The 14,227-nt window shown below is 72.2% G+C and carries 14 protein-coding genes; 6 read left to right on the forward strand and 8 right to left on the reverse strand.

The window, feature by feature from the left end; all coding sequences use genetic code 11:
- Positions 1–255: 255 nt before the first annotated feature.
- A complete protein-coding gene (locus tag ACIRGB_RS14515; protein ID WP_403863573.1) occupies positions 256–1,632 on the forward strand; it encodes an LCP family protein in 1,377 nt (458 codons plus the stop codon).
- Positions 1,633–1,658: 26 nt separating this feature from the next.
- Here ACIRGB_RS14515 and ACIRGB_RS14520 read toward each other — a convergent pair whose 3' ends face one another.
- Entirely contained in the window at positions 1,659–2,930 is a 1,272-nt protein-coding gene (locus ACIRGB_RS14520; RefSeq protein ID WP_403863576.1) for an LCP family protein, read from the reverse strand.
- Positions 2,931–3,050: 120 nt separating this feature from the next.
- Here ACIRGB_RS14520 and ACIRGB_RS14525 point away from each other — a divergent pair, with 120 nt between their 5' ends.
- Positions 3,051–3,617, forward strand: a complete 567-nt coding sequence (locus ACIRGB_RS14525; protein ID WP_403863579.1) for an acyl-CoA thioesterase — start codon at positions 3,051–3,053, stop codon at positions 3,615–3,617.
- Positions 3,618–3,650: 33 nt separating this feature from the next.
- On the opposite strand, the gene ACIRGB_RS14530 is transcribed toward ACIRGB_RS14525, so the two are convergent.
- Positions 3,651–4,808 (reverse strand): acyl-CoA dehydrogenase, encoded by a 1,158-nt coding sequence (locus ACIRGB_RS14530; protein ID WP_403863581.1) that lies wholly within the window; start codon positions 4,806–4,808, stop codon positions 3,651–3,653.
- 181 nt (positions 4,809–4,989) lie between these two features.
- Between ACIRGB_RS14530 and ACIRGB_RS14535 the strand changes: the two genes are divergently transcribed.
- Positions 4,990–6,333, forward strand: a complete 1,344-nt coding sequence (locus tag ACIRGB_RS14535) for a UDP-glucose dehydrogenase family protein (RefSeq protein ID WP_403863584.1) — start codon at positions 4,990–4,992, stop codon at positions 6,331–6,333.
- Positions 6,334–6,451: 118 nt separating this feature from the next.
- Here ACIRGB_RS14535 and ACIRGB_RS14540 read toward each other — a convergent pair whose 3' ends face one another.
- Positions 6,452–6,961, reverse strand: a complete 510-nt coding sequence (locus ACIRGB_RS14540; RefSeq protein ID WP_403863587.1) for a CGNR zinc finger domain-containing protein — start codon at positions 6,959–6,961, stop codon at positions 6,452–6,454.
- Positions 6,962–7,060: 99 nt separating this feature from the next.
- Between ACIRGB_RS14540 and ACIRGB_RS14545 the strand changes: the two genes are divergently transcribed.
- Both ACIRGB_RS14545 and ACIRGB_RS14550 read left to right on the forward strand, forming a co-directional pair.
- Positions 7,061–7,420, forward strand: a complete 360-nt coding sequence (locus ACIRGB_RS14545; RefSeq protein WP_403863590.1) for a VOC family protein — start codon at positions 7,061–7,063, stop codon at positions 7,418–7,420.
- 31 nt (positions 7,421–7,451) lie between these two features.
- Positions 7,452–7,844 carry a VOC family protein gene (locus ACIRGB_RS14550; protein ID WP_403863593.1) on the forward strand — a complete coding sequence of 131 codons (393 nt, stop codon included), beginning with the start codon at positions 7,452–7,454 and terminating at the stop codon, positions 7,842–7,844.
- A gap of 12 nt (positions 7,845–7,856) precedes the next feature.
- Here ACIRGB_RS14550 and ACIRGB_RS14555 read toward each other — a convergent pair whose 3' ends face one another.
- The 4 genes from ACIRGB_RS14555 to ACIRGB_RS14570 form a co-directional block, all read right to left on the reverse strand.
- The gene (locus ACIRGB_RS14555) at positions 7,857–8,987 is read right to left on the reverse strand and encodes a dipeptidase (RefSeq protein WP_403863596.1); all 1,131 of its coding nucleotides are present in this window, start codon (positions 8,985–8,987) and stop codon (positions 7,857–7,859) included.
- A gap of 266 nt (positions 8,988–9,253) precedes the next feature.
- Positions 9,254–10,462, reverse strand: a complete 1,209-nt coding sequence (locus tag ACIRGB_RS14560; RefSeq protein ID WP_403863598.1) for a dipeptidase — start codon at positions 10,460–10,462, stop codon at positions 9,254–9,256.
- A 23-nt stretch (positions 10,463–10,485) separates the two neighbouring features.
- Positions 10,486–11,028: a 5-(carboxyamino)imidazole ribonucleotide mutase gene (gene purE, locus ACIRGB_RS14565; protein WP_059302061.1), complete on the reverse strand. Its 543-nt coding sequence runs from the start codon at positions 11,026–11,028 to the stop codon at positions 10,486–10,488.
- Entirely contained in the window at positions 11,025–12,164 is a 1,140-nt protein-coding gene (locus tag ACIRGB_RS14570; RefSeq protein ID WP_403863601.1) for a 5-(carboxyamino)imidazole ribonucleotide synthase, read from the reverse strand. Before ACIRGB_RS14570 ends, purE begins: the two co-directional genes overlap by 4 nt.
- A 165-nt stretch (positions 12,165–12,329) precedes the next feature.
- Here ACIRGB_RS14570 and ACIRGB_RS14575 point away from each other — a divergent pair, with 165 nt between their 5' ends.
- The gene (locus ACIRGB_RS14575; RefSeq protein ID WP_403863604.1) at positions 12,330–12,902 is read left to right on the forward strand and encodes a GtrA family protein; all 573 of its coding nucleotides are present in this window, start codon (positions 12,330–12,332) and stop codon (positions 12,900–12,902) included.
- 24 nt (positions 12,903–12,926) lie between these two features.
- Here the strand turns inward: ACIRGB_RS14575 and draK are convergent, their stop codons facing one another.
- A complete protein-coding gene (gene draK / locus ACIRGB_RS14580) occupies positions 12,927–14,201 on the reverse strand; it encodes a two-component system sensor histidine kinase DraK (protein WP_403863607.1) in 1,275 nt (424 codons plus the stop codon).
- Positions 14,202–14,227 lie beyond the last annotated feature (26 nt).

Here is a 14,227-nt window from a genome sequence, read left to right on the forward strand (position 1 = left end):
ACGGGTGCGCGCCGCAGGGGTCGCAGCCCCGGGCAGCAGATCGTATGGGCCTACGGTGCTCACGACTCCCACGTCCGGCCTCGTGGTCCACGCCCAGGGCCCCGTCCCCGCGGAGGTGCCCCCTTGCCCACGCCGCCCCGCTCGTCCCGGGTCCCGGCCCCGACCACCCGGGGCGGACCTCCGCCGCAGCGCGGCGGCCCCCGGCCGCCCGGACGCCCGCCCAGGCCCCCACGGCGGAAGCGGCCGCGCTGGGCCATGCGGGCGGTGACCGCGCTGTCGGTGGTGGTGCTCGCCTCCGCCGGGATCGGGCACGCGGTGCTCTCCGGTCTGGACTCGGACATCGCGCGGTTCGACGCGTTCAAGGACATGAAGAACCGGCCGCGGGCGGGCGACGGCATGAACGTCCTGATGGTCGGCACCGACGGCCGGGACGAGATCACCGAGGAGGAGCGGCGCAAGTACAAGCTGGGCGGCGCCCCCTGCCACTGCACCGACACCATCATGATCGTGCACATCTCGGAGGACCGGGAGCGCGCGAGCGTGGTCAGCCTGCCGCGCGACTCGTACGCCGTCACGCCCGGCCACACCGACCGCACCACCGGCGAGCACCACCGGGGGCACCCGCTCAAGCTGAACGCGGCCTACGCCGAGGGCGGCCCGCAGCTGACGATCCGCACCGTGGAGAACATGACCCGCGTGAAGATCGACCACTATCTGGAGGTCGACTTCACCAGCTTCATGAAGACGGTGGACGTCCTCGGCGGGGTGCGGATCTGCACGGTCCAGCCGCTCAAGGACAGCTACACCGGGCTCGACCTGCCGCCCGGCACCCACACGCTGAGGGGCGGGCAGGCGCTCCAGTACGTGCGGGCCCGCCATCTCGACGGCGCCGCGGACCTGAGCCGGATGAAGCGCCAGCAGCGCTTCCTGGCCGCCCTGATCGACCGGGCCACCTCCTCGGGGATCCTGCTGAACCCGCTGAAGTTCCGTGACGTCACCCGGGCCGTGCTCGGCTCGGTCCGGGCCGACCAGGGCTTCGGCACCGACGAGCTGCTGACGCTCGGGCGGGCGATGCGGAACTTCTCGCCGTCGTCCTCCGAGTTCACCACCGTGCCGATCGGGCAGATGGGCTACGCCGTCAAGGGCGTCGGTTCGACCCTGCGGTGGGACCCGGCGAAGTCCGAGCGGCTCTTCGACGCCCTGCGCGAGGACAAGCCGCTGGCCGCGCCGAAACCGAAGCCGAAGGGCCCGCCGCCGGTGCGGGTCCCGGTGGACCCGAAGCAGATCCGCGTCCAGGTGGAGAACGGCACCCGCACCCCCGGGCTCGGCAAGCGGGTGGACGACGCGCTGGCCGCGACCGGGTTCCGCACCACCAAGGCCCCGAGGAACGCCGTGAACCGGGCGGTCGGGCGGACCGTGGTCGCCTACGACCCGCGCTGGGACCAGTCGGCGAAGTCGCTGGCCGCCGCCCTGCCCGGCAGCGAGCTGAAGCCGGTCAAGGGGCAGGGCGCGACGCTGAAGGTGATCGCGGGCGCCGACTTCGAGAAGGTGGCGAAGGTGCGGCCGGCCGACCCGCCGCAGGAGTCGGGCACGGTGGTGCGGGGCGACGAGGTGGTCTGCGGCGACCGGTGAGGGGCCGGGACCGGCCGGTCCCCGCCTCAGTTGCCGGAGACGGTGACCTTGTCGTCGTTCTTCAGCTCCTCGACGAGCTTCTTCACCTTGGCGTCGTCCCACTTCAGGTTGCCCCCGACGCTGCCCGAGATCGGCATGTTCATCGAGGTGCCGTCGCCGCCGCTGACGCTCTTCATCGCCCAGAACATGCTCGCCAGGTCGAACAGGCCCATGTCCTTGTCGACGATCAGGGACTCCAGACCGGCGCCCATGGTCGGGTAGAGCTTGAACGGGTTGAGGACGGTGGACGGGGTGGCCACCTGGCCCGCCAGCGTCGACAGGAACTTCTGCTGGTTCTTGGTGCGGTCCAGGTCGGAACCGGCCAGCGCGTACCGGGTGCGGACGAAGGCGAGGGCCTCCTCGCCGTTCAGGGTCTGCTTGCCCTTCTTGAGGTCGGCGCCTGACTTCTTGTCCTTGATGTCCTGCGGGATGTCCATCTCGACGCCGCCGACCGCGTCCACGATGTTCGCGAAGCCGGCGAAGCCGATCTCCACGTAGTGGTCCAGGCGCAGCCCGGTGTTGTGCTCGACGGTGCGCACCAGCAGCTCGGGGCCGTCCTCGGCGTACGCGGCGTTCAGCTTGGTGTGCCGGCCGGTGCCCGGGTACTTCTTGCCGGACTCGGAGCCGACGAAGCTCGGGATCTCCACGTCCGAGTCACGGGGCAGGGAGATCAGCGTGGCCCCGTTGTCCCCGGTGTGCAGGATCATCATCGAGTCGGTGCGCTTGCCCTCGGCGGAGCCGGTGTGCAGGTCCTTCTTCTGCTCGGCGGTCATGCCCTCGCGGCTGTCGGAGCCGACGATCAGGTAGTTGGTGCCCTCTCCCGCCCCGGGCCGCTCGATGACCTTGGACAGGTCGACCTCGCGGTTGAGTTTGGAGTCGGCCCAGAAGTAGGTGCCGACGGTGGTGGCGACCAGCACGGTCACCACCGTGATCGCGGTCCACTTGATCCGGCGGCGCCAGTCGGGCGCGGGCCGGTCGCGGACCTGGCGGCCGGGGCCCTGGCCGCCGCCGCCGTAGACCTGGCCTGTGTTGTAGCCGCTGTCGTATCCGTCGCCGCCGTACCCCTGGCCGTCGGTGTACGACGGCTGCTGGGGCACCCCGGCGCCGTACGGCGGGGCCGACGGGCCCGGGCCGGGCGGCGTCGCGCCGCGGCGGACCTGACGCATCACCCGTGCGCTCTCGGGCCGGGCGCTCGCGCTGCCGCGTCCGTATCCGCTGCCGCGGTCGTCACCGGACCATCCCTCGGGCCAATCATTCATGCGCACCAGTGTGCAGGCCCGCACGGTGGGGCTTACAAGGTATGTCGGAAAATCAGGGCAGTGCTGTTGCCAACCCGACACAAAAACCCGTCGGCGCGGCCCCGGCATAAGGTGGAGGGCATGACAGACCAGGCAGAACAGGCCTCGGCCGCGCCGTCGGCGGCCCCGGAGATCCCGGGCAAGCCGGTGTCGGCCTCCCGCACCACCCTCAGTCACATCATGACGCACGGCGACACCAACCTTCTGGGCACGGTGCACGGCGGTGTGATCATGAAGCTCGTGGACGACGCGGCGGGCGCCGTGGCCGGACGGCATTCCGGCGGGCCCGCCGTCACCGCGTCCATGGACGAGATGGCGTTCCTCGAACCGGTCCGCGTCGGCGACCTCGTCCATGTGAAGGCGCAGGTCAACTGGACCGGCCGGAGTTCCATGGAGGTGGGCGTCCGGGTCATGGCGGAGCGCTGGAACGAGTCCACGCCCGCCACCCAGGTCGGCTCGGCCTATCTGGTCTTCGCCGCCGTGGACGCCGACGGCAAGCCGCGCACGGTGCCGCCGGTGCTGCCCGAGACCGAGAAGGACAAGCGCCGCTACCAGGAGGCCCAGATCCGCCGCACCCACCGCCTGGCCCGCCGCCGCGCGATCATGGAACTGCGCGAGCGACGGGTGGCGGAGGGGTACGAGGACTGAGCCCGCCCGCACGCCTGGGCGCGCGGGCGCCGGTTACGGCAGGTTGCGCGCCATGACGATGCGCTGGACCTGGTTGGTGCCCTCGTAGATCTGGGTGATCTTGGCGTCGCGCATCATGCGCTCCACCGGGTAGTCACGGGTGTAGCCGTAGCCGCCGAGCAGCTGGACCGCGTCGGTGGTGACCTCCATGGCCACGTCGGAGGCGAAGCACTTGGCGGCGGCGCCCTGGAAGGTCAGGTCGCTGTCGCCCCGCTCCGACTTCGCGGCCGCGGCGTACGTCAGCTGGCGGGCGGCCTCGATCTTCATGGCCATGTCGGCGAGCATGAACTGGATGCCCTGGAAGTCGGCGATCGGCTTGCCGAACTGCTTGCGCTCCTTGACGTAGCCCTTGGCGTAGTCGAGGGCGCCCTGGGCGATGCCGAGGGCCTGGGCGGCGATGGTGATGCGGGTGTGGTCCAGCGTCTTCATCGCGGTGGCGAAGCCGGTGCCCTCCGCGCCGATCATGCGGTCGGCGGGGATGCGGACGTTGTCGAGGTATACCTCGCGGGTCGGGGAGCCCTTGATGCCGAGCTTCTTCTCCGGGGCGCCGAAGGACACGCCCTCGTCGGACTTCTCCACGACGAAGGCGGAGATGCCCTTGGAGCGCTTGCTCGGGTCGGTGACGGCCATCACCGTGTAGTACTCGCTGACGCCGGCGTTGGTGATCCAGCGCTTGACGCCGTTGAGCACCCAGAAGTCGCCGTCGCGGACGGCCCTGGTCTTCATGCCGGCCGCGTCGGAGCCCGCGTCGGGCTCGGAGAGGCAGTAGGAGAACATGCCGTCGCCCTTGGCGAGCGGGGTCATGTACTTCTTCTTCAGCTCCTCGGAGCCGGAGAGGATCACCGGGAGCGAGCCGAGCTTGTTCACGGCCGGGATGAGGGAGGAGGAGGCGCAGGCGCGGGCCACCTCCTCGATCACGATGACCGTGGCGAGCGCGTCGGCGCCCGCGCCGCCGTACGCCTCGGGGACGTGCACGGCGTGCAGGTCGTTCGCGGTCAGGGCGTCCAGGGCCTCCTGCGGGAAGCGGGCCTCCTCGTCCACCGCGGCGGCGTACGGCGCGATCTTCGCCTCGGCCAGCGAGCGGACGGCGTCCCGGAGCATGTCGTGCTCCTCGGACGGGCGGTACAGGTCGAAGTCAGCCGATCCGGCCAAGGTGTCTCACGCTCCAAAACGCTGTGCTGCTGGGCACGCTAACTACCGTTAAGTAACCCAAATTTTAGAGCCCCCGCCGTGCCGGTGGATAGGTGAGCTTGACGACAGCCGACCGAAAGGCTTTCCCCGCGTCCCGGATATGCTCGGGCGCGCACCTCAGCCGTACACCTCTGGAGCACCCATGGCCCTCAAGATCACCGTGATCGGCACCGGCTATCTCGGCGCGACCCATGCGGCGGCGATGGCCGAGCTGGGTTTCGAGGTGCTGGGTCTCGACGTGGTGCCCGAGAAGATCGAGCTGCTCCAGCGCGGCCAGGTCCCGATGTACGAGCCGGGTCTCGAGGAGCTGCTGCGCAAGCACGTCGCCGGCATCGAGGGCTCCAGCGGGCGGCTGCACTTCACCACCGACTTCGCCGAGGTCGCGGCCTTCGGCGACGTGCACTTCCTGTGCGTGAACACCCCGCAGAAGCACGGCGAGTACGCCTGCGACATGTCGTACGTCGACTCCGCGCTGGCCTCGCTGGCGCCGCACCTGACCGGCCCGGCGCTGGTCGTCGGCAAGTCGACCGTGCCGGTGGGCTCCGCCGACCGGCTGGCCGCCTACCTGGCCGAGCACGCGCCGGCGGGCGACGAGGCCGAGCTGGCCTGGAACCCGGAGTTCCTGCGCGAGGGCTTCGCCGTCGAGGACACCCTGCACCCCGACCGGCTCGTGGTCGGCGTGCGCAGCGAGCGGGCCGAGCGGCTGCTGCGCGAGGTGTACGCGACGCCGATCGCGGAGGGCTCGCCGTTCGTCGTCACGGACTTCCCGACGGCCGAGCTGGTGAAGACCGCCGCGAACTCCTTCCTCGCCACCAAGATCTCCTTCATCAACGCGATGGCGGAGGTCTGCGAGGCGGCCGGTGGCGACGTCGCCAAGCTGGCGGAGGCGATCGGGTACGACGACCGGATCGGCAAGAAGTTCCTGCGGGCCGGGATCGGCTTCGGCGGCGGCTGTCTGCCCAAGGACATCCGCGCCTTCATGGCCCGCGCCGGTGAGCTGGGCGCCGACCAGGCGCTGACCTTCCTGCGCGAGATCGACTCCATCAACATGCGCCAGCGCGGCCGGATGGTCGAGCTGACCCGGCAGGCGCTGGGCGGCGGCCCGTTCCTGGGCAAGCGGATCGCGGTGCTCGGCGCCACCTTCAAGCCCGACTCGGACGACGTGCGCGACTCCCCCGCGCTGAACGTCGCCGGGCAGGTCCACCTCCAGGGCGCCCAGGTGACGGTGTACGACCCCAAGGGCATGGAGAACGCCCGGCGGCTCTTCCCGACCCTCGGCTACGCCGACTCGGCGCTGGAGGCGGTGCGGGGCGCGGACGTGGTGCTGCACCTCACCGAGTGGCGGGAGTTCCGCGAGCTGGACCCGGAGGCGCTCGGCGAGGCCGCGGCGGCCCGGGTGATCCTGGACGGGCGCAACGCCCTGGACCCGACGCTCTGGCGGAAGGCCGGCTGGACGTACCGGGCGATGGGCCGCCCGACGGCCTGACGGCCGCCGGAGGTCCGGCAGGGCGACGCCGGTTCGGCCGAGGCTCAGTCGGCCGAACCGGCGTCGTCCGCATTCTGCCCCACGAAGCGGCGCGGCGACCGGTGAACCCCTCGCGGTTTTACGCCTCCTTGGCCCGGTACCGGCGCATCTTGGCGCGCGCCCCGCACACCTGCATCGAGCACCAGCGGCCTCGTCCGCCCGGGCTGCGGTCGTAGTACGCCCAGTGGCAGTCGGCGGCCTCGCACGCCTTGAAGCGGCTCCAGGTGCCGGCCACCAGCGCCTCGGCGACGGCGGCGGCGACGCGCGCGGTGAGGGAGCCGTCGCGGGCGGGGGCGAGGGCGGCGGAGCCGTCGGCCGGGTCGACGGCGACGACCAGCGGGGCGGCGGCCAGCAGCTCGCCCAGCGGGGTCACCGGGCGGTGCGGCGGATGGCCGGCGTGGGCGAGCAGGGTGGCGCGCAGCGACTCGCGCAGCTCGCGGGCCGCGGGCAGGTCGTCCTCGGTCAGCCCGAACCGCGCCCGCACCTCCGGGGTGTCCAGCGAGTCGGCGCCCGTCTCGACGTCCAGCAGCGTGTTCACCAGGGCCTCGACCAGGGCCAGGCCACCCGGTGCGGGCACTCGCTCACTCATGCTTGCGACGTTACCCCCAATAGGGGAGCATGCAGTAACCGTTACCGGTTACCCGGCCTTTGCAGGTAACCGTAGATCGCGTGCTTCAAGGAGGAAGTCATGGCTGTCGCCGAACTGGGTGTCGTCGTCCTGGACTGTCCCGACCCCCGCGCACTGGCCCGCTTCTACGCCGACGTGCTCGGCGGCACCGTCGAGGGCGAGGGCGACTGGGTCGACCTGAAGCTGCCGGGCGGGCAGGCGCTGGCGTTCCAGGCCGCCCCCGGGTTCGTGCCGCCGAAGTGGCCCGCGCCCGACGACTCGCAGCAGTTCCACCTCGACCTGACCGTCCCGGACCTGGACGCGGCCGAGAAGGCGGTGCTGGAGCTGGGCGCGAGGCCGCTGGACGCGCAGGACCGCACCCGCACCTTCCGTGTGTACGCCGACCCGGCCGGGCACCCGTTCTGCCTCTGCGCCTGCTGAACACCGGACCACGAACACTCGGAGGACCCGCATGGCACCCGTGGCACGTTTCCGTTCCGTCGTCGTCGACTGTCCCGAGCCCCGTGAGCTGGCCCGCTTCTACGCGGCGGTCGGGGGCGGCACGCCCGACGAGGACGACCCCGACTGGGTGGTCCTCCAGGTGCCCGGCGGACCCCGTCTGGCCTTCCAGCGGGCGCTGGGCCTCACCCCGCCCGAGTGGCCGCGCTCCGACCGCAACGCCCAGCAGTTCCACCTCGACTTCGAAGGCGGGGCGACCTGGGCGGAGATGGACGCGGCGCACGAGCGGGTGCTCGCGCTGGGCGCCCGGCCGCTGGACCTGGAGGACCGGGAGAAGAAGGACTTCATGGTGTACGCCGATCCGGCGGGACACCCCTTCTGCCTGTGCCGGATCGAGCACCCGTGACGCTCGCGCGGTCTATCCGTCCAGGTCGGCGATGGTCGCCGTGGACGGCTCGCGGCGCAGCTGGGCCGCCTTCGCGGTGAAGGCCGCGGCGCGCAGGACGCGCTGGACGTTGCCCCAGGTCAGCAGGGCCACGTCCGCCTCGTCCCAGCCGCGCCTGAGCAGTTCGGCGATGAGCCGGGGGTAGCAGGAGGCGTCGCCCAGCTCCAGGGGGTGGGCTGCGCCGGTGTCGTAGGTGCCGGACAGGCCGACGCTCTGCGGCCCGGCCACCGTGCGGACGTGGTCGAGGTGGTCGGCGACGTCCCGGACGGTCGGGCCGGTCTGCTCGGCGGTCAGCGGCACCATGCACAGGCCGCCGGCCGCGCCCAGCTCCACCAGCAGGTCGTCGGGGAGGTTGGCGGGGTGCGGGCGCAGGGCGCGGGCGGCGGAGCGGGTGCACAGCGCGGGCGCCTTGGACACCGCGAAGGTACGGCGGACGGTCTGCGCGGAGGCGCCGGAGAGGTCGGCGACGACACCGAGGCGGTTCATCTCCCGCACGACCTCCTCGCCGAACCGGGTCAGCCCCGCCTCGCTCGCCCAGCTCACCCCGGACAGCGTCAGGGCGCGCAGGCCGAGGGCGTGCAGCGAGCGCAGGATGCCGAGGCGGTCGCCGAGGGCGGCGGCGCCCGCGGGACCGGGCAGCACGGCGATCCGGCCGCAGTTGCGGGCGTCGATGGCCTGCCCCGCGTCGTAGGCCAGACGCAGCCCCTCCGGGTGGGCCCGCACGACCGTCTTGACCAGGTCGAGCTGCTCCAGCGTGGCGCCGACCGCGCGGTCCCCGTCGAGGGACTCGGGCAGGTGCAGCGACCACAGCAGCGCGCCCACGTGCCCCGCGCGCAGCCGCGGCACGTCGGTGTCGACGGCGCTCTCGCCCAGCTCCAGGTCGTACCAGGGCAGGTGCCTGAGCGCCCAGGGCAGGCCGTTGCAGCCGTCGGCGACGGGGTGGGCGGCCAGCACGGCCAGCGCCCGGGTCAGCGGCTCGTCGTCGGGGTCGGACACGGGCGCGTAGGGCTCCGGCGGAAAGGCCTCCGCGGCGAGCGGCACGGGCAGGTCGTCGAGCCCACCGGCCTCGGTACCGGTGTGCAGGTCGTCCTGGAGGTCTGCCATGACGGGCTCCGAACGGTCGTCGTGAGGTACGGCCACCGTCGCACGGAGCGGAAAGGGCTTCCTGGTGGATGGAGCGTTCGGGGGTACGCGGCCCAGCCCCCGGCCGGGTCGGTCACGGGCGCGCTCGGCCGGCCGTTCCTCGCCGGCCCGGACCCGGTGGCGCGGCCGCGGCTCGGCGCACCGCCACCCGGTGCGGGGCCGGCACCCGATGCACGGGGGCGGGGCGGCCGGACCACCGGCCGCCCCGCCCCCGCAGAGGTGACGGCTCAGCCGTCGAGTTCCTCCAGCGACGCGTTGGACGGCTCCCGCGTGGCCTGGAGCCCCCGGGCCACCTCCTCGGCGGCGTCGAGGACGCGGACCGCGTTCTTCCAGGTCAGCTTGGCCAGGTCGGCCTGGGACCAGCCGCGGTCGAGCAGCTCGGCGATCAGGTTCGGGTAGCCGGAGACGTCGCCGAGGCCGTCCGGGGTGAAGGGCGTGCCGTCGTAGTCGCCGCCGATGCCGAGGTGGTCGACGCCCGCGACCTCGCGCATGTGGTCGAGGTGATCGGCGACCGTGGAGACGGTGGCGACGGGACGAGGGACGCGCTCCTCGAAGGCGGCGTGCACCTTCATCGCCTCGGGGCTCGCGTCGAGGTGGTGGAAGCCGTGCGCGCGCATGTTCTCGTCGGCCTCGGCGGTCCAGTCCACGGCCGCCTGGAGCACGAACTTCGGCACGAACGTCACCATCGCCATGCCGCCGTTGGCGGGCAGCCGCTCCAGGACGTCGTCCGGGATGTTGCGCGGATGGTCGCAGACGGCGCGGGCGGAGGAGTGCGAGAAGATCACCGGCGCGGTGGAGGTGTCCAGCGCGTCCCGCATCGTCGTCGCGGCGACGTGCGAGAGGTCGACCAGCATGCCCTCGCGGTTCATCTCCCGCACGACCTCGCGGCCGAAGGCCGACAGGCCGCCGACACCGGGCTCGTCGGTCGCCGAGTCCGCCCACGCCACGTTGTCGTTGTGGGTGAGCGTCATGTAGCGCACGCCGAGCGCGTACAGGGCGCGCAGCGTGGCCAGCGAGTTGTCGATGGAGTGGCCGCCCTCGGCGCCCATCAGGGACGCGATCCGGCCCTCGGCCCGCGCGGCCTCCATGTCGGCGGCGGTCAGCGCGGCCCGCAGCTCCCCGGGGTGGCGGTCGATCAGCCGCCGGACGCAGTCGATCTGCTCCAGCGTCGCCGTCACCGCGCCGGGCAGGTCGGAGCGGACGTACACCGACCAGTACTGTGCGCCGACGCCGCCGGACCGCAGCCGGGCCAGGTCGGTGTGCAGGTGGGCGGACTGGTCGGCGGCGATGTCGCGGGCGTCGAGGTCGTAGCGGACCTGTTCGCGCAGCGCCCAGGGCAGGTCGTTGTGCCCGTCGACGACCGGGAACTCGCGCAGCAGCTCGCGGGCCCGGTCGAGGGAGGCCGTAGAGGTCGTGGGGGTCGTGGAGGTCGTCATGTGCGTCCCTTCCGTCCCGTGCGTCACTTGCCGAATCCGAAGCCGGCCGCGGAGCCCCCGACCTTGTTGCGCAGCCGCTTGCCCTTCTCGGTGGCCTGGTCGTTGAGCTCCTGCTGGAACTCGCGCATCCGGCCGAGCAGCTCCTCGTCGTGGGCGGCGAGGATGCGGGCGGCCAGCAGACCGGCGTTGCGGGCACCGCCCACGGAGACGGTGGCGACGGGGACACCGGCCGGCATCTGCACGATGGACAGCAGGCTGTCCATGCCGTCCAGGTACTTCAGCGGCACCGGCACGCCGATGACCGGCAGCGGGGTGACGGAGGCGAGCATGCCGGGCAGGTGGGCGGCGCCCCCGGCCCCGGCGACGATCGCCTTCAGGCCGCGTCCGGCCGCCTGCTCGCCGTAGGCGATCATCTCGTGCGGCATGCGGTGCGCGGAGACGACGTCGACCTCGTAGGGGATCTCGAACTCGTCGAGGGCCTTGGCGGCGGCCTCCATGACGGGCCAGTCGGAGTCCGACCCCATGACGATGCCTACGACCGGGCTCACCGGGCTGGCCTGGCTCATTCGGTGATCGTCCCTCTCAGGTAGCCGGCAGCGTGACGGGCGCGCTCCAGCACGTCGTCCAGGTCGTCGCCGTAGGTGTTCACGTGGCCGACCTTGCGGCCGGGCTTCACGTCCTTGCCGTACATGTGGATCTTGAGCTGCGGGTCGCGGGCCATGCAGTGCAGGTACGCGGAGTACATGTCCGGGTAGTCGCCGCCCAGGACGTTGACCATCACGGTCCACCGCGCGCGCGGGCGCGGGTCGCCGAGAGGGAGGTCGAGGACCGCGCGGACGTGGTTGGCGAACTGCGAGGTGATCGCGCCGTCCATCGTCCAGTGGCCGGAGTTGTGCGGGCGCATCGCCAGTTCGTTGACGAGGACGCGGCCGTCGCGGGTCTGGAACAGCTCGACGGCGAGGTGGCCGACGACGCCCAGCTCCTTGGCGATGCCGAGCGCCATCTCCTCGGCGCGCAGGGCCAGCGCCTCGTCGAGGTCGGGCGCCGGGGCGATCACCGTGTCGCAGACGCCGTTGACCTGCTGGGACTCGACGACGGGGTAGGCCACCGCCTGGCCGTGCGGGGAGCGGACCACGTTGGCGGCCAGCTCGCGGACGAAGTCGACCTTCTCCTCCGCCAGCACGGGCACCCCCGCGCGGAAGGGCTCGGCCGCCTCCTCGACGGAGTCCACGACCCACACGCCCTTGCCGTCGTACCCGCCGCGCACCGTCTTCAGGACGACGGGGAAACCGTCGCCCTCGTCCGCGAAGGCGGCCACGTCGGCCGGATCGCGCACGATCCGGTGCCGCGGGCAGGGCACGCCGATCGCGACGAGCTTCGCGCGCATCACGCCCTTGTCCTGGGCGTGCACGAGCGCCTCGGGGCCGGGACGGACGGGGATGCCGTCCGTCTCCAGGGCCTTGAGGTGCTCGGTCGGCACGTGCTCGTGATCGAAGGTGATCACGTCACAGCCGCGCGCGAACTCGCGCAACGTGTCCAGATCGCGATAGTCGCCGACGACGACTTCGTTCACGACCTGCGCCGCAGAGTCCTGAGGAGTGTCACTGAGAAGCTTGAACCTGATGCCCAACGGGATGCCCGCCTCGTGGGTCATACGAGCGAGCTGGCCACCGCCGACCATACCGACTACCGGGAACGTCACACCCCTAGCGTATCGGCCGCGCGGAGCCCACCTGTTTACCGGCCGTTTCCAGCCGGTCCAGACGCCCGTTCCGGCGCTCGTATGACCGTCCGCAGGAAGATCGCGCGTCCGGGTGGTTAGCATGAACGGATTGACGCCAACCGATGGACGGGGGCCTGCACGGCCATGGGACATGGTTCCTCGGGTGCTCACACGGCTCCCTCCGCACCCGCGGCGCAGCGCGCCGGGATGCGGGAGCGGGTCGACCGGTTCGTGCGTGAGGTCGTGAAGTTCGGCGCCGTGGGCGGCGCGGGAGTGCTGGTCAACCTCCTCGTCTTCAACTTCGTGCGGCAGGTCACCGACCTCCAGGTGGTGCGGGCCAGCATCGTCGCCACGATCGCCGCGATCGTCTTCAACTACGTGGGCTTCCGCTACTTCACCTACCGCGACCGCGACAAGAGCGGCCAGACCCGCGAGATGTCGCTGTTCCTGCTGTTCAGCGCGGTCGGGCTGGTCATCGAGAACGGCGTGCTCTACACCGCGACGTACGGGTTCGGCTGGGACAGCCCGTTGCAGAGCAACATCTTCAAGTTCCTCGGCATCGGCATCGGCACGCTGTTCCGCTTCTGGTCGTACCGCAGCTGGGTCTTCCGGGCGCTGCCCGCGCGTGAGCCGGTGACGCGGGCGGAGACCTTCCTGGAGCACGAGCACCCGACCGCGGTCCCCCGCGCGGACGGCGCCCCCGCCGGCCACCGCTGACCCGCCCGCCCGGGCCCGGAGCCCTCAGCGCACCGTTTCCCCGCCGTCCGCCGCGGACTTCTTCGAGGGCGGCGTACGGGACAGGAACAGCCCGAAGACCGGTGGGCGCCCCTGGAGCAGCTCCAGGCGGCCGCCGTCCGCCTCGGCCAGGTCGCGGGCGACGGCGAGGCCGATGCCGGTGGAGTTGCGTCCGCTGATCGCGCGCTCGAAGATCCGCGCCCCCAGGTCGGCCGGGACGCCGGGGCCCTCGTCGGTGACCTCGACCACGGCCTGGTTGCCGGTCACCCGGGTCCGCAGGGCGACGGTGCCGCCGCCGTGCATCAGGGAGTTCTCGATCAGCGCGGCCAGCACCTGCGCCACCGCGCCCGGGGTGCCCACGGCCGTCAGATGACGCTTGCCGGAGCTGACGATGGCCCGCCCCTCGCTGCGGTAGGCGGGACGCCACTCGGCGATCTGCTGCTGGATGACGTCGTCCAGCTCGAAGGTGACGGCGGAGCCGCTGCGCGGGTCGCGGGAGTTGGTGAGCAGCCGGTCCACGACGTCGGTCAGCCGCTCCACCTGCGACAGCGCGATCGTCGCCTCCTCCTTCACCGTCTCCGGCTCGTCGGTGAGGGTGATCTCCTCCAGCCGCATCGACAGCGCGGTCAGCGGCGTGCGCAGCTGGTGGGAGGCGTCGGCGGCCAGCCGGCGCTCGGCGGTGAGCATCCGGGCGATGCGCTCCGCGGAGGAGTCCAGGACGTCGGCGACCCGGTCCAGCTCGGGGACGCCGTACCGCTTGTGCCGCGGGCGCGGGTCGCCGGAGCCGAGGCGTTCGGCGGTCTCGGCGAGGTCGGTGAGCGGCGAGGCGAGGCGGTTGGCCTGCCGGATCGCCAGCAGTACGGCGGCGATCACCGCGAGCAGCGCCACCAGGCCGATGATCAGCAGGGTCCGCCCGACCTCCCGGGTGACCGAGGAGCTGGGCTCCTCGACGAGGACCGTCTCGCCCTCCTCACCGGTGGCCCGGCCCTGGAGCACGTCGCCGGACGGCTTGTCGCCCACCTCGATGACCGGCTCGCCGGGGATGCGGATCACGGCGTACCGGGCGTCGCGGATCTGCTCCCGCAGGAACTCCTCGTCGACGGAGCCGGTGCCGATGAGCCGGCTGTCGACGATGCTGGCCAGCCGCACCGCCTCCAGGTCGACCCGTTCCTGGGCGGTGCTGCTGATGGTCCGGGTCTCGACGATGACGAGGGAGACGCCGAAGACGGCGATCACGACGAGCACCACGGCGAGCGTGGACTGGATCAGTCGACGGCGCATGTCCTCTTACCCGAAGGGCCCCCTGG

This window comes from Streptomyces sp. NPDC102490 (genome assembly GCF_044765285.1).
In the GTDB taxonomy this organism is placed as follows: Bacteria; Actinomycetota; Actinomycetes; order Streptomycetales; family Streptomycetaceae; genus Streptomyces.